This window comes from Kineococcus sp. TRM81007 (genome assembly GCF_022669155.1).
In the GTDB taxonomy this organism is placed as follows: domain Bacteria; phylum Actinomycetota; class Actinomycetes; order Actinomycetales; family Kineococcaceae; genus Kineococcus.
The window spans coordinates 569,011-590,334 of the sequence record NZ_JALBVB010000056.1 but is presented as its reverse complement, the minus strand read 5'-3'; the positions used below and the strand labels follow the sequence as shown (position 1 = coordinate 590,334).

22 protein-coding genes, 2 tRNA genes and 1 riboswitch are annotated in these 21,324 nt (G+C 75.2%); of the genes, 11 read left to right on the top strand and 13 right to left on the bottom strand.

Going from position 1 to position 21,324, the window contains the following annotated elements; all coding sequences use genetic code 11:
- Positions 1-22: 22 nt before the first annotated feature.
- Positions 23-535, bottom strand: coding sequence for a DUF3145 domain-containing protein (locus tag MN205_RS16915; RefSeq protein WP_242129405.1), 513 nt, complete (start codon positions 533-535; stop codon positions 23-25).
- Between the two features lie 201 nt (positions 536-736).
- On the opposite strand from MN205_RS16915, the gene MN205_RS16910 reads away from it, so the two are divergent.
- Entirely contained in the window at positions 737-1,162 is a 426-nt protein-coding gene (locus MN205_RS16910) for a hypothetical protein (RefSeq protein ID WP_242129403.1), read from the top strand.
- 73 nt (positions 1,163-1,235) lie between these two features.
- A complete protein-coding gene (locus MN205_RS16905; RefSeq protein WP_242129401.1) occupies positions 1,236-1,901 on the top strand; it encodes a hypothetical protein in 666 nt (221 codons plus the stop codon).
- Positions 1,902-2,078: 177 nt separating this feature from the next.
- On the opposite strand, the gene MN205_RS16900 is transcribed toward MN205_RS16905, so the two are convergent.
- Complete coding sequence (locus MN205_RS16900) at positions 2,079-2,420, bottom strand: YnfA family protein (RefSeq protein WP_242129399.1); 342 nt, start codon at positions 2,418-2,420, stop codon at positions 2,079-2,081.
- 88 nt (positions 2,421-2,508) lie between these two features.
- Between MN205_RS16900 and ilvA the strand changes: the two genes are divergently transcribed.
- From ilvA to MN205_RS16880, 4 genes are all read left to right on the top strand, one after another.
- Positions 2,509-3,801 carry a threonine ammonia-lyase IlvA gene (gene ilvA / locus MN205_RS16895; protein ID WP_242129397.1) on the top strand — a complete coding sequence of 431 codons (1,293 nt, stop codon included), beginning with the start codon at positions 2,509-2,511 and terminating at the stop codon, positions 3,799-3,801.
- 52 nt (positions 3,802-3,853) lie between these two features.
- Positions 3,854-4,027 (top strand): DUF4236 domain-containing protein, encoded by a 174-nt coding sequence (locus tag MN205_RS16890; protein ID WP_242129395.1) that lies wholly within the window; start codon positions 3,854-3,856, stop codon positions 4,025-4,027.
- A 189-nt stretch (positions 4,028-4,216) separates the two neighbouring features.
- Positions 4,217-5,242, top strand: a complete 1,026-nt coding sequence (locus MN205_RS22050) for a right-handed parallel beta-helix repeat-containing protein (RefSeq protein WP_242129393.1) — start codon at positions 4,217-4,219, stop codon at positions 5,240-5,242.
- Positions 5,243-5,409: 167 nt separating this feature from the next.
- Entirely contained in the window at positions 5,410-6,327 is a 918-nt protein-coding gene (locus MN205_RS16880; protein ID WP_242129391.1) for a CARDB domain-containing protein, read from the top strand.
- 72 nt (positions 6,328-6,399) lie between these two features.
- Here the strand turns inward: MN205_RS16880 and MN205_RS16875 are convergent.
- From MN205_RS16875 to dnaG, 8 genes are all read right to left on the bottom strand, one after another.
- Positions 6,400-6,473 (bottom strand) — tRNA-Ile (locus MN205_RS16875).
- A 76-nt stretch (positions 6,474-6,549) separates the two neighbouring features.
- On the bottom strand, positions 6,550-7,500 hold the full coding sequence (locus tag MN205_RS16870; protein ID WP_242129389.1) for an LGFP repeat-containing protein: 951 nt from the start codon (positions 7,498-7,500) through the stop codon (positions 6,550-6,552).
- 162 nt (positions 7,501-7,662) lie between these two features.
- Complete coding sequence (locus MN205_RS16865; RefSeq protein WP_242129387.1) at positions 7,663-8,895, bottom strand: cobalamin-independent methionine synthase II family protein; 1,233 nt, start codon at positions 8,893-8,895, stop codon at positions 7,663-7,665.
- Positions 8,896-8,921: 26 nt separating this feature from the next.
- Complete coding sequence (locus MN205_RS16860) at positions 8,922-10,133, bottom strand: O-succinylhomoserine sulfhydrylase (RefSeq protein WP_374115946.1); 1,212 nt, start codon at positions 10,131-10,133, stop codon at positions 8,922-8,924.
- Entirely contained in the window at positions 10,118-10,537 is a 420-nt protein-coding gene (locus MN205_RS16855) for a rhodanese-like domain-containing protein (protein ID WP_242129383.1), read from the bottom strand. Before MN205_RS16855 ends, MN205_RS16860 begins: the two co-directional genes overlap by 16 nt.
- Positions 10,538-10,541: 4 nt before the next feature.
- Positions 10,542-10,628: riboswitch (SAM riboswitch) on the bottom strand.
- A gap of 47 nt (positions 10,629-10,675) precedes the next feature.
- Positions 10,676-11,365, bottom strand: coding sequence for an HNH endonuclease family protein (locus tag MN205_RS16850; protein WP_242129381.1), 690 nt, complete (start codon positions 11,363-11,365; stop codon positions 10,676-10,678).
- A 73-nt stretch (positions 11,366-11,438) separates the two neighbouring features.
- Positions 11,439-11,511: transfer RNA gene (locus MN205_RS16845), tRNA-Asn, on the bottom strand.
- A gap of 114 nt (positions 11,512-11,625) precedes the next feature.
- A complete protein-coding gene (gene dnaG / locus MN205_RS16840; protein WP_242129379.1) occupies positions 11,626-13,524 on the bottom strand; it encodes a DNA primase in 1,899 nt (632 codons plus the stop codon).
- A 58-nt stretch (positions 13,525-13,582) separates the two neighbouring features.
- On the opposite strand from dnaG, the gene MN205_RS16835 reads away from it, so the two are divergent.
- From MN205_RS16835 to MN205_RS16825, 3 genes are all read left to right on the top strand, one after another.
- A complete protein-coding gene (locus MN205_RS16835; protein ID WP_374115967.1) occupies positions 13,583-14,929 on the top strand; it encodes an O-acetylhomoserine aminocarboxypropyltransferase/cysteine synthase family protein in 1,347 nt (448 codons plus the stop codon).
- 110 nt (positions 14,930-15,039) lie between these two features.
- Positions 15,040-15,528, top strand: coding sequence for a CoA-binding protein (locus tag MN205_RS16830; protein WP_242129502.1), 489 nt, complete (start codon positions 15,040-15,042; stop codon positions 15,526-15,528).
- A gap of 90 nt (positions 15,529-15,618) precedes the next feature.
- Positions 15,619-16,263 carry a hypothetical protein gene (locus tag MN205_RS16825; protein WP_242129376.1) on the top strand — a complete coding sequence of 215 codons (645 nt, stop codon included), beginning with the start codon at positions 15,619-15,621 and terminating at the stop codon, positions 16,261-16,263.
- 37 nt (positions 16,264-16,300) lie between these two features.
- On the opposite strand, the gene MN205_RS16820 is transcribed toward MN205_RS16825, so the two are convergent.
- The 3 genes from MN205_RS16820 to MN205_RS16810 all read right to left on the bottom strand — a co-directional run bounded on the left by MN205_RS16820 (position 16,301) and on the right by MN205_RS16810 (position 20,221).
- Complete coding sequence (locus MN205_RS16820; protein WP_255820453.1) at positions 16,301-17,566, bottom strand: deoxyguanosinetriphosphate triphosphohydrolase; 1,266 nt, start codon at positions 17,564-17,566, stop codon at positions 16,301-16,303.
- On the bottom strand, positions 17,563-18,753 hold the full coding sequence (gene dusB, locus MN205_RS16815; RefSeq protein ID WP_255820451.1) for a tRNA dihydrouridine synthase DusB: 1,191 nt from the start codon (positions 18,751-18,753) through the stop codon (positions 17,563-17,565). The genes MN205_RS16820 and dusB overlap by 4 nt, the downstream gene beginning before the upstream one ends.
- Before the next feature lie 73 nt (positions 18,754-18,826).
- Positions 18,827-20,221 carry a glycine--tRNA ligase gene (locus MN205_RS16810; RefSeq protein ID WP_242129370.1) on the bottom strand — a complete coding sequence of 465 codons (1,395 nt, stop codon included), beginning with the start codon at positions 20,219-20,221 and terminating at the stop codon, positions 18,827-18,829.
- A 200-nt stretch (positions 20,222-20,421) separates the two neighbouring features.
- Between MN205_RS16810 and MN205_RS16805 the strand changes: the two genes are divergently transcribed.
- Both MN205_RS16805 and MN205_RS16800 read left to right on the top strand, forming a co-directional pair.
- Entirely contained in the window at positions 20,422-20,832 is a 411-nt protein-coding gene (locus MN205_RS16805) for a Fur family transcriptional regulator (RefSeq protein ID WP_242129368.1), read from the top strand.
- Between the two features lie 135 nt (positions 20,833-20,967).
- Positions 20,968-21,246 (top strand): HU family DNA-binding protein, encoded by a 279-nt coding sequence (locus MN205_RS16800; RefSeq protein ID WP_242129366.1) that lies wholly within the window; start codon positions 20,968-20,970, stop codon positions 21,244-21,246.
- Positions 21,247-21,324: the final 78 nt, after the last annotated feature.

Below are 21,324 nucleotides of genomic sequence, written 5' to 3'. Positions count from 1 at the left end.
CGGACGGAACGCGGGACGGCGCTCAGCCCACGTGGTGCAGCCAGCGCACGGGGGTGTCGTCCCCGGCGTGCCGGAAGACCTCCAGCTCGCGGTCCCACGCCTCGCCGACGGCCAGCGCGAGGGCGCGGCGCGCGGCGGCGGGGTCGGCTGCCGGGCCGTCGAGCAGCTCCAGGGCGGCGCGCACACGGTCCTCGGGGACCTGCACGTTGCCGTGCACGTCGGTGACGGCGTGGAAGATCCCCAGGGACGGGGTGTGGCTCCAGCGACCGCCGTCGCAGCCTTGGCTGGGTTCCTCGGTGACCTCGAAGCGCAGGTGGGCCCAGCCGCGCAGCGCGGAGGCCAGCCGGGCCCCGGAGCCCTGGGGGGCCTGCCAGGAGTGCTCCGCGCGCAGGCAGCCCTGCGCGATCGGCTGCGGCGTCCAGTCGCAGGACACGCGCACGCCGAGGACACCGCCGGCCGCCCACTCGATGTGCGGGACGAGCGCTCGCGGTGCGGAGTGCACGTAGAGCACGCCGCGGGTCATCGCACCGGACATCCCGTCCTCCTCTGCATCGGTGTGAAGGGCGTCTTCCCCAACGACCTCGCACCACGCACAGATGAACGTGTCCGAACGACTACCGGACGTGCTGTTGCGTTCATCATGCCTCACCGCTACCGCGCGCACCACCACCCGGTCGGCGCACGCCCGTGCGCGTGTCGCGCTTCAGCCGCCGGCCCGGCGTGCCGATGGGTCGGCGTGCACCAGCAGCCGGCCGCGGTCCCCGGGGCGTCCCCGCAGGGCGAGGTCTCCGAGGTCATCCGGCCAGCCGCCATCGTCCCCGAGGAGGCCGCGCGCGCGGTGCTCGTGGAGCTGGCGCTGCGCGACGTGCAGAACGGCGGCGTGTGGCAGAGCGGCCCCAGCCTGTGGAGCCGCTTCGACCGGCCGTGGAACGGCCCGGAGAACGTGGCCGGCGCCGAGCTGATCGGCCGCGTCCACGTCGCCTACGGCACCCCGACCCGCTACGAGATCACCGTCTACCGGGTGACCGTCACCCGCTTCGGCAGCGACCTGGGCTGGACGGTGGAGTCGCTGTGCGACGAGGCCCTCAGCCACGGCGGCCTGCGGCTGCGGGACTGCCCGCGCGCCACGCTGGCCGCTCCCCCGCCGCCCTTCACCGGCTGACCGCCGGGCCCGGCCGGCGCCCACCGCTGCACCGCCCGGTGGCGGGTCGGGTGCCCGGTGGCACCATCGGTGCGTGCCCGACTCCCCCGGCGCGCAGCCGCCCCGCCGCCACCACCGCCCCGCGATGCCCGGGGACGACGCCCTGGTCGCCCTGGCCGGCGGCGTGGACCCCTCCGCGGTGCAGGAGGCCGCGCACGCGGCCGCCAGCGCCCTGGTGCACGGGGCCCGCTCGGCGCGCGACGCCGAGATCACCCGCCGCGTGGTGCGCCTGGCGCAGGAGGAGGGGCTGGAGGTCATCGCGTCCCTGTGGGCCGACGCCCCGGCGGACTCCCTGGCGGGTGCGCTGTGGCGGCTGTACGTGCTGCGCACGTGGGTGCAGCGCTCGCCGTCGTCGGTGGCGCGCCAGTACGCCGAGGGGCGCCGGCACACGCCGGTGCTGGAGGTGCTGGCCGGGGTGGCCGACCCGCCGGGACCGGCCGAGGTGGTCGCGGTCGTCGACGAGGTCCTCGCCGGCGTGGCGGAGGGCGACTTCGCCGTGACGCTGGAGCGGGCCGCGGCCTTCTGCCGCATCGTGGCGGTCGGGCGCGCCCACCACGCCGACGAGCCCGGGCACGCCGGGCGCGCCGGTGAGCGCGAGGACGCGGCGACGGCGATGACGCGCTCGGCCGCGCGGCTGCTGCGCACCGCCGAGCAGCTGGAGGCGGTGGCCCACCGCTGGCGGGCGGGCGAGCTCGGCTGACTCCCCACCGGGCCGCCGCGCCGCCGCCGCGCCGCCGTCGCCACGTCGCCACCGCGACCGACGGGTGGTCGTCTCGTTACAATGGTCGTGGTGCCGGGCCGCGGTAGCCCCGGGTCCCAACTGGAGCCGCTACGAGCGGCGATGCGCCGTGAGGCGCTTCCCGGTCCGGCACCACCCTCACGTCCCGCCGCGCGGTGCGAGCACGATGATCCCCGCACCCACCAGGCACACCGACGCCCCGGCCAGGTCCCAGCGGTCGGGGCGGAAGCCGTCCACGGCCACCCCCCACAGCAGCGAGCCGGCGACGAAGACGCCGCCGTAGGCGGCGAGCACCCGCCCGAAGGACGCCTCCGGCTGCAGGGCGGCGACGAAGCCGTAGCCGGCCAGGGCGAGCGCCCCCAGCCCGCACCACCACCAGCCGCGGTGCTCGCGCACCCCCTGCCACACCAGCCAGGCGCCGCCGATCTCCAGCACCGCGGCGGCCGCGAACAGCGCCACCGTGCGCGCGACGTCCCCCACCGCGCCCCTCCCCCGCTCGTCCCGCTCGTCCCGTCGTCCCGCTCGCCCCTGGTCACCGGCACGGCCGCGAGCACGGGAGGATCGGGGCATGACGTTAGAGGTGCCGCACCCGGCCGCGACGACGCCCCCGCCCGACGCCGCGGCGGTCGAGGCGGCCGCCCGGCGCCTGGCCGGGGTCGCCACCCGCACCCCGCTCCAGCCGAGCGCGCGCTGGTCGGCGGCCACGGGGGCGCGGGTGCGGCTCAAGCGCGAGGACCTGCAGGTGGTGCGCTCCTACAAGCTGCGCGGCGCCTACAACCTCATCGCGCAGCTCTCCGCCGGCGAGCGCGCCCGGGGCGTGGTCACCGCCAGCGCCGGCAACCACGCGCAGGGCGTGGCGCACGCGTGCGCGACCCTGCGGGTGCGCGGGCGCGTGTACGTGCCGCGCACCACCCCGCGGCAGAAGCGCGACCGCATCCGCGCCCTCGGCGGGGAGTTCGTGGAGACGGTCGTCCTGGGCGACACCTACGACGACGCGGCGGCCGCCGCGGCGCGCGACGCGGTGGAGACGGGCGCGACGGTCGTCCCGGCCTTCGACGACCCGCGCACGCTGACCGGTCAGGGGACCGTGGCGGTGGAGGTCGTCGAGCAGCTGGCCGAGCTGGGCGAGGCGCCGCCGGACGTGCTGGTGGTGCCCGTCGGCGGTGGCGGGCTGCTGGCGGGGGTGCTGACGTGGGTGCGCGAGCGGCACCCGGGGGTGCGGGTCGTGGGCGTGGAGCCGGCGGGGGCGCCGTCGATGGCGGCGGCGCTGGCGGCCGGGCGTCCCGTGCGGCTGGAGGAGGTGGACTCCTTCGTCGACGGCGCCTCGGTGCGGCGGGTGGGGGACGTCACGCACGCGGTGGTCGCGGGCGCACCGGTGGAGCTGGTGACGGTGCCGGAGGGCGCGATCTGCGTGGAGATGCTGGCGATGTACCAGACCGACGGGATCATCGCCGAGCCGGCGGGGGCGCTGGCGACGGCCGCCCTGGCCGAGGCGGTGCGGGTGGAGCCGGGGCAGAGCGTGGTGTGCGTCGTCTCGGGAGGCAACAACGACCTCAGCCGGTACGCGGAGGTCGTGGAGCGGGCCCTGGTGCACGAGGGCCGCAAGCACTACTTCCTCGTGGAGTTCCCGCAGGAGCCGGGGGCGCTGCGCCGCTTCCTCGACGAGGTGCTGGGGCCGGACGACGACATCACGCTGTTCGAGTACGTCAAGCGCAGCAACCGCGAGACGGGGCCGGCCCTGGTGGGCATCGAGATCCCGGCGCGCGACGACCTGCCGGCGCTGCTGGAGCGGATGGCCGCGGCTCCCCCCTCCTTCGAGCGGATCTCGGCGGCCGAGCCGCTGTACCGCTACCTGCTCTGAGGGAGGCCGGGGCGTCGCGGAACCGGGCGGTGCACCGGCCCGTTCGACGCGCATGGGTCTGATCTTCCGCCGGTCGAGGAACCTCGGCCGCGGCTTCCGGGTGAACGCCTCGAACCGCGGGGTGAGCGTCTCCAAGCGCATCGGGCGGGCGACGGTCGACTCGCGGGGGCGCTTCGCGGTGCGCCTGTTCAAGGGCCTGACCTGGCACGGGCGCCTGTGGCGGTAGGGCCGGGCCTGCGCCCCCGGGTGCTCCGTGCGCCTCACCGACGGTGAGGGCCGTTGCGCCGAACGGGTGAAGCTCTCCCCAGGAAAACGCTGAGTAGACCCGTTAATTACTCTGTGTAACACACAGGCGCCCGTTAGCGTTGTCCAGGTGAGCCGGGCGAGTGCCCCGGAGAGCACCCCTGGGGGAACCGTGCGCAAGATCCTGACCGCTGCCCTGACCGCGTCGACCGCCCTGATCGCCACGCCGGCGGTCGCGGCTGCGCCCTCGGTGAGCTGCGGAGCCACCATCACCGAGGACACGACGCTGCGCAGCGACCTCGTGTGCCCGGGCCCGGCGCTCACCGTCACCGGCGACGGCGTGGAGCTGAACCTGGGCGGCAGGCTCCTGCGCTCGACCACGGGCCCGGCGCTGACCGTCCACCCGGCCACCGAGGGGGCCGAGATCGCGGACGTGCGCGTCACCGGCGGCCGCGTGAGCGGGGACGTGGAGGTGCAGAACGCGCACCGGGTCGCCCTGTCGTACCTGGCGGTGGACGGGGTCGTCCGCATCTACCAGGCCGACGACGCGTCCCTGCGCGCGTCCCGCGTGCGCGGCAGCCTCGACCTGCAGTACGCGGTGCGACCCGTCGTCCAGGGCAACCGGGTCATCAGCACGGCACCGGACAGCGGGCCGGCGATCAGCCTGCTGGCCGTCGCGCCCCGCGTCGTGGGCAACAGCGTCGACGCCGGGGGCAACGACGGCATCTCGCTGACGGAGTCCCAGGACGACGAGCGCGGCCTGATCTCCCGCAACACCATCAGGAACGCCGACGCCGGTGTCGACCTGCCCCACGGCGGCTCCGACGTGGACGTCACCCGGAACCGGATCAGCGACGCGACGCACGGCATCGAGGTCAGCGCGTACGGGCACCGCGACGTCCGCATCGACGGCAACGACGTCCGGCGCACGTCGGGCGACGCCATCTCGGTGGGGGCGTCGCACGCGGAGACGTCCGGGTACTTCACCGTCACCCGCAACCGCGTCCGCGACGCCGGCGGCCACGGGATCCTCTACACGCCCGACACGCAGTACGACACCGCCACCGCCACCGTCGCGCACAACGACGTGCGGCGCGTCAGCGGCCACGGGATCGTGGCTCCCGCGGCCAGCGGCGACGGCAACCGCGTGCGGGACGCCGGCACCGCACCCGCCTGCGTCGGCGTCACCTGCCGCTGAAGCGTTCGCGGACGGGACCTGACTAGCCCGTCCGGGTGACGTCCACCGCCCACGTGGTGACGTTGCGCATTCGACTGCGGCTGATCGGGCGAGTTCCTATGCTGGGTGGTGGCTGAGGGTCATCACCCGCAGCCCGCACGGGGGAATCCGTTCAGGGGGGAATCATCGTGAAGCGCTCCATCAGCGCCGCCGTCGTGGGCGGCGCAGCACTCGTCGCGTCACTCACGGTCGCCGCGCCGGCCACGGCGGCCGCACCGGCACCCGACCTGGTCGTCACCGACGTGGCGTGGAGCCCGCAGGCCGTCACCGCCGGCCAGCAGGTCACCTTCAAGGCCACCATCAAGAACAGGGGCACGAAGCGCACGCCCGCGGGCGTCGTGCACGGCGTCGGGTTCCGCACGCCCGGCGGCGCCACCGTCACCTGGGCCGACCGGCACACCCGTTCCCTGGCCCCGGGTCAGAGCGTCACCGTCACCGCGAACGGCGGCCCCGCCGGCGCCACCTGGACCGCGGCCGCGGGCACCACCGCGATCACCGCCTACGTGGACGACGCCCGGCGGATCCGCGAGTCGGACGAGCGCAACAACACCCGCACCGAGAAGGTCACCGCCACCGCCGGTTTCAGCACGACGCTGGAGGGCTACTCCCCCGTCGTCTCCGCCCCCGCCGGCCCGGCGGCCACCGGCGTCGCCAACCTGCTCACCGGCGACGGGTACGCGGCCTGCTTCACCGACGGCGGTTCCGAGGTGCCCGGTACGGAGCAGCTCCTGGGCGAGTACAGCGCCGGGAACACCGAGTACGGGTACGCCGGGCCCTTCGCCGCGAACGGGGACGTGCTCGTGCCGGCCAGCCGCACCGCCACCCGGGTCGTCGGCGCCCCGATCGACCTCGGGGAGATCGAGCGCTCCAACTACGGCGACCCGATCTACGGCATGACGTGCCCGGAGGGTTCCACGGGTGCGTTCACGCACCTGCACGCCACGGAACTGGTCTCCCACCGCTACGCGCTCGACGCGAACGGCAACCCGACGCGACTGCTGGGCACGCACACCGAGGTGCTCGACGCGGACCTCGACTTCCGCTGACGGACGACCCCGGAGAACGAACGCCCCCACCCTGCCGGGTGGGGGCGTTCGCACGCGGAGGTCAGCACGCAGTGGGGCGGGTGGGGCTCGAACCCACGACCGAGGAATTATGAGTTCCCTGCTCTGACCGGCTGAGCTACCGCCCCTCGCGGCCGTGTCCCCACCCGGGGGTCCGGGGCCGGCCGCGCACCTCAAGCCTAGCTGGCCGCCCCGGCCCCGACCTCACTCGTCGGGCAGCCACTCCGCGAGGGTGGTCCGCGCACCGTCGGCGGGGGCGTAGCTGATGTAGCCGCCCTGGAACTGCTGCACGGTCCGGCCCTGGTCCCCCTCGTGCTCGTCCTCCACGGGGAAGCCGAGCGGGCCGTCCTCCCACCCCTGCTTCGCCCAGGCGTCGCGGATGCCTCCGGCGACGGTGTGCGCGCCGGTCGCGGGGCTCCAGTAGACCGACCCGCCCTGGAAGTGGGTGTACCAGCCGCGCCCGTTCGGGGTGGGGGTGTCGTCGGTGGCGGGGAAGCCGAGACGGCCGGCCTCCCAGCCGTGCGACGCCCACTCGCCGCGGATGGCGCCCGCGGTGAAGTGCGCGCCCGTCGAGGGCGAGAAGTACACCGAGCCGTCCTGGAAGTGGGTGTACCAGCCGCGCCCGTCGGGGGTGGCGGTGTCGCTGGTGGCCGGGAAGCCGAGACGACCGCTCTCCCAGCCGGTGGCGGCCCACTTCTCCCGGATGGCGCCACGGGTGAACTGCGCGCCGGTGCTGTCCGAACGGTGGATCGACCCGCCCCGGAAGTGCGCGTACTCACCGGCCTCGACCGGCGTGGGCGTCTGGCACTGCACGACCTCGCCGAGGGAGCCACCGGCTCCGCCGGTGCCGGCGTACCGGTCCTCGATCGCGCCCCACAGGCAGTCGGGCGCCGGGGTGGGGACGGGCGTGGGTGCCGGCGCGCCGCCGCGGTCCGGCAGGCTCTCGCAGGCGAGGCCGTCGTCGTCGGCGTCCAGGCGGTCCGGGTCGCCGGGGTGGGCGTCCAGCCACGCCTGCGCGTCCTCCTGGTGGGCGAAGTCCGAGCAGTCGCGGTCGCCGGGGTGGTCGGCCGTCGCCGGCCCCGCCCCGAGGATCCCGATGCCGGCCGCGGCCACCACCGCGGCAGCGCCGCACCGCCTCCACGTCCCCACTCCCACGGTTCCCCCTCGCACGTGCGGCCGGAGCGGCTGTGCTCCTGCGCGCACCGTACTGGAACGGTCACCACCGACGGGGGCGAACCGAGCAACCCCTCCACCCCGGCGCGCTGCGCAGCCGGAACCGCACCGGCCGCGGGCCGCGCGGGACCGGCGGCCGGCGCGTCAGCCGAACAGGCGCCGGCTGGCGATCGCCGCCCCCTCGCCGAGGGCGGCGAGCTTCGCGACGGCGATCTGCGGGTGGATCCGCCCGCCGAGGCCGCAGTCGGTGGCGGCGACGACGTTCTCCGCCCCCACCACCGAGGCGAAGCGCTCGATGCGGTCGGCGACGAGTTCGGGGTGCTCAACGACGTTCGTGGCGTGACCGACGACACCTGGCACGATCTTCTTGCCCGCCGGGAGCTCCAGGTCCTTCCAGATCTTCCACTCGTGCTCGTGGCGGGCGTTGGCCGCCTCGAAGGAGTAGGAACCGGCGTTGATCTCCAGCATGAGGTCGGCGATGTGCCGGAACTCGATGTCGGTGGTGTGCGGGCCGTGCCAGCTGCCCCAGCACAGGTGGAACCGGACCTGCTCGGCGGGCAGGTCGCGGATGGCGTGGTTGAGGGCCTCCACGCGGATCCTCGTGAACGCGCGGTAGTCCTCCACGCTGGGCTCGGGGTTGATCTGGTCCCAGTTCTCCGCGATGGACGGGTCGTCGATCTGCAGGACGAGGCCGGCGTCGACGACGGCGCGGTACTCCTCGCGCATCACCTCCGCCCACGCCCAGATGTGCTCCTCCTCGGTGGCGTAGTACCGGTCGGAGATGCGCGCGCCGCTGCCGGGCGAGAGGGAGGTGATGAACCCCTGGCTGCGGTCCAGGCCGGCCGCGTCCAGTCCGGCGACGAGGTTCGCGACGTCGGAGGCGATGGCGTCCTGGCCGGTGTAGCTCAACGGGCCGGTGGTGGCGGGGAAGGCGGTGGCGATCCTGCCGGTGGAGACGCCGGACTCGGGGTCGGCGTACGCCTCGGCGAACAGCTGCCGGTCGCGGCGGTCCGTGAAGCTGGTGAGCCGGACGTTCCCGGGCTCGGAGCGGACGGTGGGCTGGTTGAAGATGTTCTCCTCGGTGACCTCCAGCCCGGCCACCCGCTGGAAGGAGTAGGACCACCAGGCGCCGTAGTCCACGGCGCTGGACATGGCTTTGCCGTACTCGCCGTCGCCGACGAGGGTGATGCCGAGGTCGCGCTGGCGGCGCACGAGGTCGACGACGGCTCCGGTGAGCAGTTCGTCGAACTCCGGCGTGCGCTGGAGGGTCAGGCCGTCCTCGGCGAGCTCGCGGGCGTCGTTGGCCGCGATGAGCTCGGGGGTGCGCGGCAGGCTGCCGGCGTGGCTGACCTCGATGCGTCGGGCGTTGCGGGACAAGGGGTCTCCGTTCGTGGGTGGAGTCGTCAGCGGCGCAGGGCGCGGTCGAGGTCCTCGAGCAGGTCCTCGGGGTCCTCCAGCCCCACGGACAGCCGCAGGACGCCGTCGGACAGGCCGATGGCGGCGCGGCCCTGCTCGCCGAGGCGGCGGTGGGTGGTGGTGGCGGGGTGGGTGGCCAGGGACTTGGCGTCGCCGAGGTTGTTGGAGATGTCGACGGTGCGCAGGGCGTCGAGCACCTCGAAGGCACGTTCCTTGCCGCGGCCGGCGGGGGCGTCCAGCTCGAACGTGACGACGGTGCCGCCCAGTTCCATCTGCCGCTTCGCGAGGTCGAACTGCGGGTGCGAGGCCAGCAGGGGGTAGCGCACCCAGCGCACGCCGGGGCTCGCCTCGAGGTGCTCGGCGATGCGCAGGGCGGTGGCCGCGGAGTGCCGCACCCGCAGCCCCAGGGTCTCCAGGCCCTTCGCCAGCGTCCACGCGTTGAACGGGCTCAGCGTCGGGCCGGTGTGCCGGGTCAGCTCCTGGAAGCGGCCCTCGATGAACTCGGTGGTGCCCAGGACGGCGCCGCCCATCACGCGGCCCTGGCCGTCGATGTGCTTGGTCGCGGAGTACACGACGACGTCGGCGCCGAACCGCAGGGGCCGCTGGCCGACCGGGCTGGCGAAGGCGTTGTCCACGACCACGACCGCGCCGGCCGCGTGCGCGAGCTCCGTGACCGCCTCGACGTCCACGAGGGTCTGCATGGGGTTCGCCGGGGTCTCGAAGAACACCGCCTGCGCGGGCGCGGCCAGCGCCCGTTCCCACTGCGCGAGGTCCTCGCCGTCGACGAACTCCGTCGTCACGCCCCAGCGGGGCAGGATCTCGTCGAGGATCACGTAGCAGGACCCGAACAGGCTGCGGGCGGCCACGACCCGGTCCCCGGCGCCCAGCAGCGCCCCCAGGGCGTAGAACACCGCGGACATGCCGCTGGCCAGGCCGTAGCACGCCTCGGCGCCCTCCAGGGCCCGCATGCGCTCGGTGAACACCGAGACGGTGGGGTTGCCGTAGCGGGAGTAGACGTAGCGGTCCACCTCGCCGGTGAACGCGGCCTCCGCGGCGGCGGCGGACTCGTACACGTACCCGGAGGTGAGGTACATCGCCTCCGACGTCTCCTCGAACCCCGAGCGGGCCAGGCCCGCGCGCACGGCGGTGGTGTCGGGGCGCCAGGGGTTCGGCTGCTGCTCGCTCACGACTGCCTCCACGGCAGGCCCTGCGCGCGCCAGCCGGCGCCGCCGCGGTGCCCGTGCTCGTCCAGGTCGCCCTCGAAACCGTCGAGGACGTTGTAGCTGGGGGCGATGCCGGCGGCCGTGGCCGCCTCGGCGGCGGCGACGGAGCGCTTGCCGGAACGGCACAGGAACACCACCGCTGCACCGCGCCCGGGCTCGACGCCCGCGCGCGCCAGTTCCGCCAGGAACCTCGCACCGGGCGCCTCCTGCTCCACCGGGAGCCACGAGGCGAACACCGGTGGTCTGCGCAGCGCGTCGGCGTCGGGGACGCCGACGTACGTCCACTCCGCCTCGGTGCGGACGTCCACGAGGACGGCGTCGCCGTCGTCACGCAGCAACTCGAACGCCTCACGCGGGGTGAGGTCGCCGGCGTAGCTCACGAAGCCTCCATCGGTCCTGGCATGAGCACCCTCCCGAGGGGGGTTGCTGCGGCGTCGTCGAGCCAGGTCTCTCGGCCGCTCTGGATGGTCGGGCCAGCCTAGGGCATCCTCGCCCGTGCCCGGGGCACGCTCCCCGGATCAGGAGGCGGGCAGGACCTGCCCGGGGCAGCCGGCCAGCACGCCCGCCATCGCGTCTCGCTCCGCGGGTGTCACCCACAGCCCCCAGGAGCGCTTGACGGCGATCTGCCGGGCCACGTAGTCGCACTCCCCCACCGGCGGCAGCCACTCGGCGGCGTCGTCGTCGCCCTTGGACCGGTTGAGGGAGCCGTCCACCGCGAGCAGCTCCAGCGGGTCGTTGGCGAACGCGACGCGCTCCTGGTCGCTGAGCTCCTGGGCGCCGGTGCGCCAGGCGTCGGCCAGGGCCACGACGTGGTCCACCTGCACCTCGGCGCTGGTGCGCTCACCGCGGCGGAAGGCGATCTCCTCGCCGGAGTAGGGGTCCGCCAGGGTGCCGGACAGCACGGTGCAGCCGTCGTCGGCGAGGCGGACGTCGACGAGGTCGCGCCGCAGGACGTCGTCGCGGGTGCGGCAGCCGTTGCCGTCGACGTCGACCCAGCTCTCGCCGAAGCGGGTGCGCTGGTAGTCGGCGGACGGCGTCTCCTCGCGGACCTCCAGGGCCGCCAGCGCCTGCGCGGCGCCCCCCGTCGCGGCGGGGCGCTCCTGCGGGCCGGCACCTCCGGTCAGGGACCGCCACAGCGCCACCGCCAGCAGCAGGAGCACCAGGGGGACGAGGATCGCGGCGAGGGCGCCGGAACGGCGGGCGGGCACGGGCACCTCCGACGGGTCGCGGGTCCCCGGGGACGACGAAGGGGGTCTGCGTGCGCAGACCCCCTTCGGGAAGCTCCCGCAGTTGGACTCGAACCAACAACCTGCCGGTTAACAGCCGGCTGCTCTGCCAATTGAGCTATGCGGGACCACCACCGGGTGAACCCCCGGCGACAGCACGTCAACCGTACCAGTCCCGCACGGGTGCCCGCGTCACGGGGTGCGGCGCCCCGGCCGGCCCGGGACCCGCAGCGGCGCAGGGCTCACAGGCCCTGGGCGCGCTCCTGCCAGGCCCGCCGCGCCGCCTCCAGCCGGAACAGCTCCTCCGAGGCCGTGCGGTACTCCTCCGGCTGCGCGGCCGCGTCGATGCTCCACAGCCGGCGCTTGGCGTCGGCGACGGCGCGGGTGGTCGCCTGCCCCGCCAGCGTCGCGACCAGCGAGCGCCCCCACCGCTCCAGCTCCTCCTCGTCGCCGACGGGCAGGTCGCTCACGGCGAGCTCCTGCACGAGCGCGGCGACGGGGCCGTCGGCGTAGCCGAGCACCGCCTCCACCCACCCCGGCCCCTGCGGGGCCTCCAGCGGCCCGCCGGCGGCGGTGACGGCGTCGTGCACGGCGCGGTGACCGGGTGCGCCGAAGGCGTCCGCGGCCAGGCCGGCGAAGTCGTCCGCGACCACCCACGGCGCCTGCAGCACGCAGGCCAGGACCCACCGCTCCAGCTGCACGACGGCGTCGTCGACCGGGGCCGCGGGGGTGGCGGGAGGGGCGGGCTGCGCCGGCTGCTGCGCCGCGCGCCCGTCCCGGCCGGGGCGTCCGTCGCGGGCGTGCCGGCGCACCCGGTCCAGCACGAACCGCTCGTCGAGGAAGCCCGTCCACCGGTCCAGGTTCACCGCGTAGCGCTGCCGCAGCCCGCTGTCGCGGATCTTCGCCACGATCGGTGCGGCGGCGTCCAGGGCGGCCAGCCGGCCGGGGTCGCTGCCCAGGTCGTAGCGGGAGATCGTGGAGCGGATCGCGAACTCGAACAGCGGCACGCGCCCGTCGACCAGGGCGGCCACGGCGGAGTCGCCGGAGGACAGGCGCAGGTCGCAGGGGTCCTGCCCGCCCGGCTCGACCGCCACGTACGTCTGCGCGGTGAAGCGCTCCTCCAGCTCGAAGGCCCGCAGCGCCGCCTTCTGACCCGCCTCGTCGCCGTCGAAGGTGAAGACCACCTCGGCGGAGCCGGCGACGTCGCCGAGCATGCGCTGCACGACGCGGGCGTGCTCCTCGCCGAAGGCGGTGCCGCAGGTGGCGACCGCGGTGGTCACGCCCGCCAGGTGGCACGCCATGACGTCGGTGTAGCCCTCGACGACGACGACCCGCTTGGTGCGGGCGATCTCCCGCTTGGCGAGGTCCAGGCCGTACAGGGCCTGCGACTTCTTGTACACCGGGGTCTCGGGCGAGTTGAGGTACTTGGCGTCGATGCGGTCGTCGTCGAACAGCCGGCGCGCGCCGAAGGCCACGGTGTGGCCGCTGACGTCGCGGATCGGCCACACCAGGCGGCCGCGGAAGCGGTCGTAGAGCCCGCGCTTGCCCTGCCCGGCCAGGCCGGAGGTCACCAGCTCCTCCTCGCTGAACCCCTCGCCGCGCAGGTGGCGCAGCAGCGCCTCGCCGCCGGCGGGGGCGAAGCCGACCCCGAAGCGGGCGGCGGCCTCGCGGGTGAAGCCGCGCTCGGCGAGGAAGCGGCGGGCGGTCTCCGCGGGGCCGGACTGCTCCAGCTGCCCGGCGTAGAAGGCCTCGGCCACCCGGTGGGCCTCCAGCAGCCGCTGACGCTGCCCCGCCTGCTGCGCACCGGCCGGGCGCTTGCCGGCGCGGCCGCCGTCGTCGACGTAGCGCAGCTGCACGCCGGCGCGCTCGGCGAGGCGCTCGACGGCCTCGGTGAAGGTCGTGCCGTCGATGCGGCGGACGAACTCGATGGCGTCGCCGCCCTCGCCGCAGCCGAAGCAGTGCCACCGGCCGACCGCGGGGCGCACCGTGAAGCTGGGGGTGCGCTCGTCGTGGAAGGGGCACAGGCCCTTGAAGGAGCCCACCCCGCCGGGGCGCAGCGTCACCTGCTCGGCGACCACCTCGTCGATGCGGACGCGCTCCTTGACCGCGCGCAGGTCGTCGGGGTGGATGAGCCCTGCCACGCGCCGGAGTCTAGGCGCGCTCGCCGACACCGCGGGGCCGCGGGCGCCGGGTGGCAGGATCGTCCCCGTGAGCGACGAGCAGCAGCGGGTCGGGCGCGGGCCCGCCGACGGCAGCGACCGCGCCTGGGGCTTCCGCACCCGGGCCGTGCACGCGGGGGCGGTGCCGGAGCCGACGACGGGTGCGCGGGCCGTGCCGATCTACCAGACCACGAGCTTCGTGTTCGAGGACGCCGCCGACGCGGCGAACCTCTTCGCGCTGCAGAAGTACGGCAACATCTACAGCCGCATCTCCAACCCCACCGTGGCGGCGCTGGAGGAGCGGATGGCGTCCCTGGAGGGCGGGCTGGGCGCGCTGGCGTGCAGCTCGGGCCAGTCCGCGGAGTTCCTGACGTTCGCGGCGCTGGCGGGTGCGGGCGACCACGTCGTCGCCTCGAACAACCTCTACGGCGGCACCGTCACCCAGCTGGACGTGACGCTGCGCCGCTTCGGCGTGGACACCGCGTTCGTCGAGCCGGAACCGGACGCGGTGCGCGCGGCGATCACCGAGCGCACGCGGTTCGTGTTCACCGAGGTGGTCGCGAACCCCTCCACGGTGGTCGCGGACATCGGGGCGCTGGCCGACGTGGCCCACGCGGCGGGGATCCCGCTGGTCGTCGACGCCACCACCGCGACGCCGTACCTGTGCCGCCCGATCGAGCACGGCGCCGACATCGTCATCCACTCCGCCACCAAGTTCCTCGGCGGGCACGGCACCACCCTGGGCGGCGTCGTCGTGGACGCCGGGACCTTCCCGTGGGACAACGGGAGGTTCCCCGCCATGACCGAACCGGTGCCCAGCTACGGGGGGCTGAGCTGGTGGGGCAACTTCGCCGAGTACGGGTTCCTCACCAAGCTGCGCAGCGAGCAGCTGCGCGACATCGGCGCCACCCTGGCGCCGCACTCGGCGTTCCTGCTGCTGATGGGCGTGGAGACGCTGCCGCAGCGGATGCGCGAGCACGTCGCCAACGCGCGGCGCGTGGCGCAGTGGCTCGAGGCGGACGAGCGCGTGAGCTGGGTGCGCTACTCCGGCCTGCCCTCGCACCCGCACTTCGAGCGCGCGCAGCGCTACCTGCCCGAGGGGCCCGGCGCGGTGTTCTCCTTCGGCGTCGCCGGTGGCCGCGCGGCCGGTGAGCGGTTCATCGAGAACCTCCAGCTGTGCTCGCACCTGGCGAACATCGGCGACGCGCGCACCCTCGTGCTGCACCCGGCCTCCACGACCCACCAGCAGCTGTCGGCCGAGCAGCTGCGGGCGGCGGGCGTGCCGGAGGACCTCGTCCGCATCAGCGTCGGCCTGGAGGACGTGGAGGACGTGCTGTGGGACCTGGACCAGGCGCTGGCCGCGGCGACGACGGGGGTGTCCCGGTGAGCGGGCGGGACGGCGGCGCCCCCGCCGGCGCGATCGGCGACACGGGCAGCGCGGCCGCCGGCCCGGTCGCGCCGGCGGAACCGGCCACCGGCGCGAAGGACGCCGCACCCGTGCGCGCCGCCGGTGGCTGGACGCCCCCCACGCCCGGGCAGCGGCTGTCGATCCTCCGGCGCACCCGGACCGTGGCGGTCCTCGGCGCCTCGAACAAGCCCTCGCGCGCGTCGTACTTCGTGGGCACCTACCTGCTGGCCGACTCCGGCTACGAGGTGTGGTTCGTCAACCCGAACGAGCGCGAGGTGCTGGGCCGGCCCGCGTACCCGTCGCTGGCGGAGCTGCCCGGCGTGCCGGACGTCGTGGACGTGTTCCGCCGGCCCGGCGAACTGGGCGCCGTCCTGGACGAGACCCTCGCGGTGGGCGCACCGGTGCTGTGGCTGCAGCTGGGCCTCGCCGACGAGGAGGTCGCCCGACGCGGGCACGAGGCGGGGATCACGGTCGTGATGAACCGCTGCCTGAAGATCGAGCACGCCCGCTTCCACGGGGGCCTGCACCTGGCGGGTTTCGACACCGGGGTCATCTCCGCACGGCGCCGCGCGCGCTGAGGGGTCCCCAGGTGCCCGTGCGCGGGCGGTGTCCACAGCGCACCGGCGCACCGGGCGGTGGGGGTCCGGTCCCCGCCTACGGTCGCGGGCGTGCCGATCCCCGCCACCCCACCGCCCCCGCTCACGCCCGACCCGCCACCCGACCCGTCCCGGGCGGGCCCGCCGCCCGGGCCGTTCCCGCCCGGCGGCGGGCGCGGCGCGGTGCCCGCGCGCCGGTGGCGCCGGGACCTCCTGCTGCTGCTGGCCGGAGCGCTCGGCACCGGGGCCGTCCTGCTGCTGGGCGGGACCGGTGCCGTGGTGTGGGCGCTGGTGCGCGGCGGGGACGGTCTCGCGCAGCCGCTGCGCTCCTCGGACTCCGTGGAGCTGACCCGGGCGGGCCAGTGGCCGGTCGGCACCTGCCTGCGGAGCGGGCCGGCCCTGTACGAGGAGACCGGCTGCGGCGGCGCCCACGACGCCGAGGTGGTGCTCAGCAGCCCCGTCGTCGCCGGGCACCGCCGCACGGCGCGGCAGGAGGGGGCCAACGCGTTCTGCGCGACAGCCGTGGCGACGCTCGCCGAGCGCCGCGGCCTGCCCCCGGGTTCGGTGACGCACGCCTCGGCGTGGCCGGGCGAGGACGCCCACGACGCCGGCGACCACGAGGTGCGCTGCCTGCTGGTGGGCGTGGGGCAACCGCTCGTCGGGTCCCTGACGGCCGGGGACCTGCGCGACCCGCACGTCCCGGTGCCGTTGGAGTGACGCCGCTCCGGCGGCCGTCCGGGCGGCGCCGCCCGGCTCAGGTCAGCCGGGCGTGCCAGGCGAGCGCCGAGACGTCGGTGAGCGAGGCCACCTGGTCGACGACCACGCGCAGCCGCGCCGCGTCGTCGCTCGCTGCGTCGTGGTCCTGGCGGAAGGGCGGTTCCAGCACGTCGGCACCGCGCTCGACCAGGGCGGTGAGCAGCTCCAGCAGCAGCTCGCGCTGGCGGGCGTAGAACGGCTGGCGCTCCTGCGCGCTCATGACGAACGTGGCGGCCACGCCCTTGAGGACGGCCACCTCCAGCACCGTCTCCGCCGGGACCTCCACGTCGGCGGCGTAGCGGGTCAGCGGCCCGTCGCCGTGGCGGGCGCGGGTGGCGTCCTGGGCGGCGTTGGCGAAGCGGCCGATGAGCTGGCTGGTCATGTCCTTCAGCGCCGCCAGGTGCCGGCGGCCGCCGAACAGCTCCCCGGGCTGCTCCTGCGCCCAGAACGGCAGTCCCGCCAACCGGGTCAGGGCCTCGTCCACGGCCTCGTCGCTCGCGTCCGGGACGTACCAGTCGCGCACCTGCGCGGCGACGCGGGCGCGGGTCTCGCGCTCGCGCAGCCAGTCGAGCCGCACGTGGCCGGCGACCACGGCGTCCTCCACGTCGTGGACGCTGTAGGCGACGTCGTCGGCGAAGTCCATGACCTGCGCCTCCACGCAGGGGCGGTTCTCCGGCGCGCCGTCGCGCAGCCACGCGAAGACCTCCGCGTCGTCGGTGTAGGCGCCGAACTTGGAGGTGGCCCGGGGCGCCTTGCCGTGCAGCCACGGGTACTTCGTCGCCGCGTCCAGGCTGGCCCGGGTCAGGTTCAGCCCGACGGGCGAGCCGTCGGCGGCGACCGTCTTCGGCTCGAGGCGGGTCAGCAGCCGCAGGGTCTGCGCGTTGCCCTCGAAGCCGCCGATCCCGGCGGCCGCCTCCGCCAGGGCCCGCTCGCCGTTGTGCCCGAAGGGCGGGTGCCCCAGGTCGTGGGCCAGGCAGGCGGTGTCCACGACGTCCGGGTCGCAGCCCAGCGCCGCGCCCAGCTCGCGGCCCACCTGGGCGACCTCCAGCGAGTGGGTCAGGCGGTTGCGCACGAAGTCGTCGGTGCCCGGGCCGACGACCTGCGTCTTGGCGGCCAGGCGGCGCAGGGCCGAGGAGTGCAGCACGCGGGCGCGGTCACGGGCGAACGCGCTGCGGCGGTGGGTCTTGGGCGGTTCGGCGGCCCAGCGCTCGGTGTCCGAGGAGGTGTAACCGCGCTGGTGCCCGTCGCGCTCGCTCACCCTCAGCCCCCCGAGACCGACAGCTCGGCCTGGCGCACGACCTCGGCGGCCGCCCCGGACAGGACGCGGTCGTCCAGCCAGCCCTCCGGCAGCGCCACCCGCTGCGGCGAGCCGGCCCGGCCGCGCGCGCCCTCCGCGGGCGCTCCCGGGTAGGGCTGGTCCAGGTCGAGGGAGGCCAGCAGCTCGTCGAGGGAGGCCAGGGAGTCCACCAGGCCCAGCTTCGCGCGCAGGTCCCCGCCGACGACGTAGCCCTTGAAGTACCAGGCGACGTGCTTGCGCACGTCGCGGCAGGCGCGCAGCTCGTCTCCGTAGTGCTCCACCAGCAGCTCGGCGTGCCGGCGCAGCGTGGCCGCCACCGTGCGCAGGCCCGGGCGCACCCGGTCGGGGCGGCCCGCGAAACCGGCCTCCAGGTCGGCGAACAGCCACGGCCGGCCCAGGCAGCCGCGGCCGACGACGACGCCGTCGCAGCCGGTGCGGCGCACCATCTCCAGGGCGTCCTCGGCGCTCCAGACGTCGCCGTTGCCGAGGACGGGGATGGTGGTGACGGCGTCCTTCAGGCGGGCGATCGCGTCCCAGTCGGCCTGGCCGGAGTAGTGCTGGGAGGCGGTGCGCCCGTGCAGGGCGACGGCGGCGGCGCCCTCGCGCTCGGCGGTGCGCCCGGCCTCCAGGTAGGTGAGGTGGTCGTCGTCGACGCCCTTGCGCATCTTCACCGTGAGCGGGACCCCGCCCCTGGACGCCTCGCGCACGGCGCCGGCGACGATGTCGCGGAACAGGTCCGCCTTCCAGGGCAGCGCCGCTCCCCCGCCCTTGCGGGTCACCTTGGGCACGGGGCAGCCGAAGTTGAGGTCGACGTGGTCGGCGAGGTCCTCCTGCACGACCATGCGCACGGCGGCGGCGACGGTGGCGGGGTCCACGCCGTACAGCTGCAGGCTGCGGGGGCGCTCGGCCTCGGTGAACGTCACCAGGCGCATCGACTCCGGGGTGCGCTCGACGAGGGCGCGGGAGGTGACCATCTCGGAGACGTAGAAGCCCTCGCCGTGCTCGCGGCACAGCTGCCGGTAGGCGGAGTTGGTGATGCCGGCCATGGGGGCGAGCACCACGGGCGTGGCGGACACGTGCGGGCCGATGCGCAGGGGCGCGACGACCGGTCCGGTCGTCGCGGTGCCCGTCGGGGTCTCGATCGGGGCGTCCAGGAGGCTCACCCCCCCATGATGACCGTTGCCCGGGGGTCCNNACCCCCGGTGGGCGCGGCCCCGGCCGCCGGGGTCAGGCCCCCAGCAGGCGGGCGCCCAGCCAGCTCGAGACCCGGTCCAGCGCCACCCGCTCCTGCGCCATCGTGTCGCGCTCGCGGATGGTCACGGCCTGGTCCTCGAGAGTGTCGAAGTCGACGGTGATGCAGTACGGCGTGCCGACCTCGTCGTGACGGCGGTACCGGCGGCCGATGGCGCCGGCGTCGTCGAACTCCACGTTCCAGTGCGTGCGCAGCTCGGCGGCCAGGTCGCGCGCCTTCGGCGAGAGCTGCTCGTTGCGCGAGAGCGGGAAGACCGCCGCCTTCACCGGCGCCAGGCGGTGGTCCAGGCGCAGCACGGTGCGCTTGTCCACCCCGCCCTTGGTGTTCGGCGCCTCGTCCTCGCTGTACGCGTCGACGAGGAACGCCATCAGGGATCGGGTCAGGCCCGCCGCCGGCTCGATGACGTACGGCGTCCACCGCTCGCCCTTGGCCTGGTCGAAGTAGGACAGGTCCACGCCGGACTCGCGCGAGTGCGTCGACAGGTCGAAGTCGGTGCGGTTGGCGACGCCCTCCAGCTCACCCCACTCCGAGCCGGTGAAGCCGAAGCGGTACTCGATGTCCACGGTGCGCTTGGAGTAGTGCGACAGCTTCTCCGCCGGGTGCTCGAAGAAGCGCAGGTTGCCCGGGTCGACGCCCAGGCCCACGTACCAGGACATGCGCTCGTCGAGCCAGTACTGGTGCCACTGCTCGTCCGTGCCGGGCTCGACGAAGAACTCCATCTCCATCTGCTCGAACTCGCGGGTGCGGAAGATGAAGTTGCCCGGCGTGATCTCGTTGCGGAAGCTCTTGCCGATCTGGCCGATGCCGAACGGCGGCTTCTTGCGCGCCGAGCCCATGACGTTGGCGAAGTTGACGAAGATGCCCTGCGCGGTCTCGGGCCGCAGGTAGTGCAGGCCCTCCTCGTCGTCCACGGCACCCAGGTAGGTCTTCATCAGGCCGGAGAAGTTGCGCGGCTCCGTCCACTGCCCGCGCACGCCGGTGTCGGGGTCCACCACGTCCGCCAGGCCGTTGGCCGGCGGGTGGCCGTGCTTGGCCTCGTAGGCCTCGAGGAGGTGGTCGGCGCGGTATCGCTTGTGCGTGACGAGGGACTCCACCAACGGGTCGGTGAACACCTCGACGTGGCCGGACGCCTCCCACACCCTGCGCGGCAGGATGACCGAGGAGTCCAGGCCGACGACGTCCTCGCGGGAGGAGACCACCGAGCGCCACCACTGCCGCTTGATGTTCTCCTTCAGCTCCACACCCAGGGGGCCGTAGTCCCAGGCCGAGCGCGTCCCGCCGTAGATCTCACCGGCGGGGAAGACGAACCCTCGGCGCTTGGCGAGGTTGACGACGGCGTCGAGGCGGGAGGCGGAGCTGGACTGTGCCACGCGGGATCTCCATCCGGCTGGGTGTCGGCGGACCTGACCGCGCCGGTGGGGCGCGGCGCCCCGCCGGGGTGGCGGGGCGGTAGCGAGGCTACGCGCTGGGCGGACGCGGCCGTCCCCCGGGCGGGTGGTGACGTAGAGTCCACGGGTCGCAGTACCACCCGGTCGCAGGTCGCGCCCGGCGCGCGGCGAGAGGAGCAGCCGTGGCCACGCCGGCCCGCCGGTCCACCCGGCAGCGTTCCGCCGTCTCCGCCCTCCTCGACGAGGCCGACGCCTTCCTGTCCGCCCAGGAGCTGCACGCCCGCCTGCGCGAGCGCGGCGAGAGCATCGGCCTGGCCACCGTCTACCGGGCCCTGCAGGCCCTGGCGGAGGACGGCGACGTGGACGTGCTGCGCACCGACGAGGGCGGCGAGGCCGTCTACCGCCGGTGCAGCACCGGCCACCACCACCACCTCGTGTGCCGCTCGTGCGGGCGCACGGTCGAGGTGGAGGGCCCCACGGTGGAGTCGTGGGCGCGGCGCGTGGGTGCCGCGCACGGCTTCACGCAGGTCGAGCACGTCGTCGAGGTGTTCGGCGTGTGCGCGGAGTGCAGCGCGCGCGCCGGCCGCGCCTGAGGGGTGCCCGCACCGCCGCGTCCACAGCTGCCGCGGCCGCCCGGCGCGCGCCACGCCCCGGGCCCTGAGCGCCGAGCGCGGTGACTGCAGGTAACGTCGCCTGCCGACCCTGACCCCCCACACCCGGGAGAACACGTGAACCGCGCAGAACTGATCACCGCCGTCGCCGAGCGCAGCGGCGTCTCGCAGAGCGACGCCGACGCGGTGCTCGGCGCCTTCGGGGACGTGCTCCTCGAGGCCGTCGCCAAGGGTGACGCGGTCAAGCTGCCCGGCCTGATGACGGTCGAGCGCGTCGAGCGCGCCGCCCGCACGGGCCGCAACCCGCGCACCGGCGAGACCCTCGAGATCGCCGCCTCCTTCGGCGCCAAGCTGACCGCCGGCTCCAAGCTGAAGGCCGCGGCCGCCGGCTCCTGACACCCCGCCGGGGCGGGAGCCCGAACCGCCGCGGCCCGTCCCGGCGAGGCCCCGGGTTCCCGCCGGCGGCGCGGACGC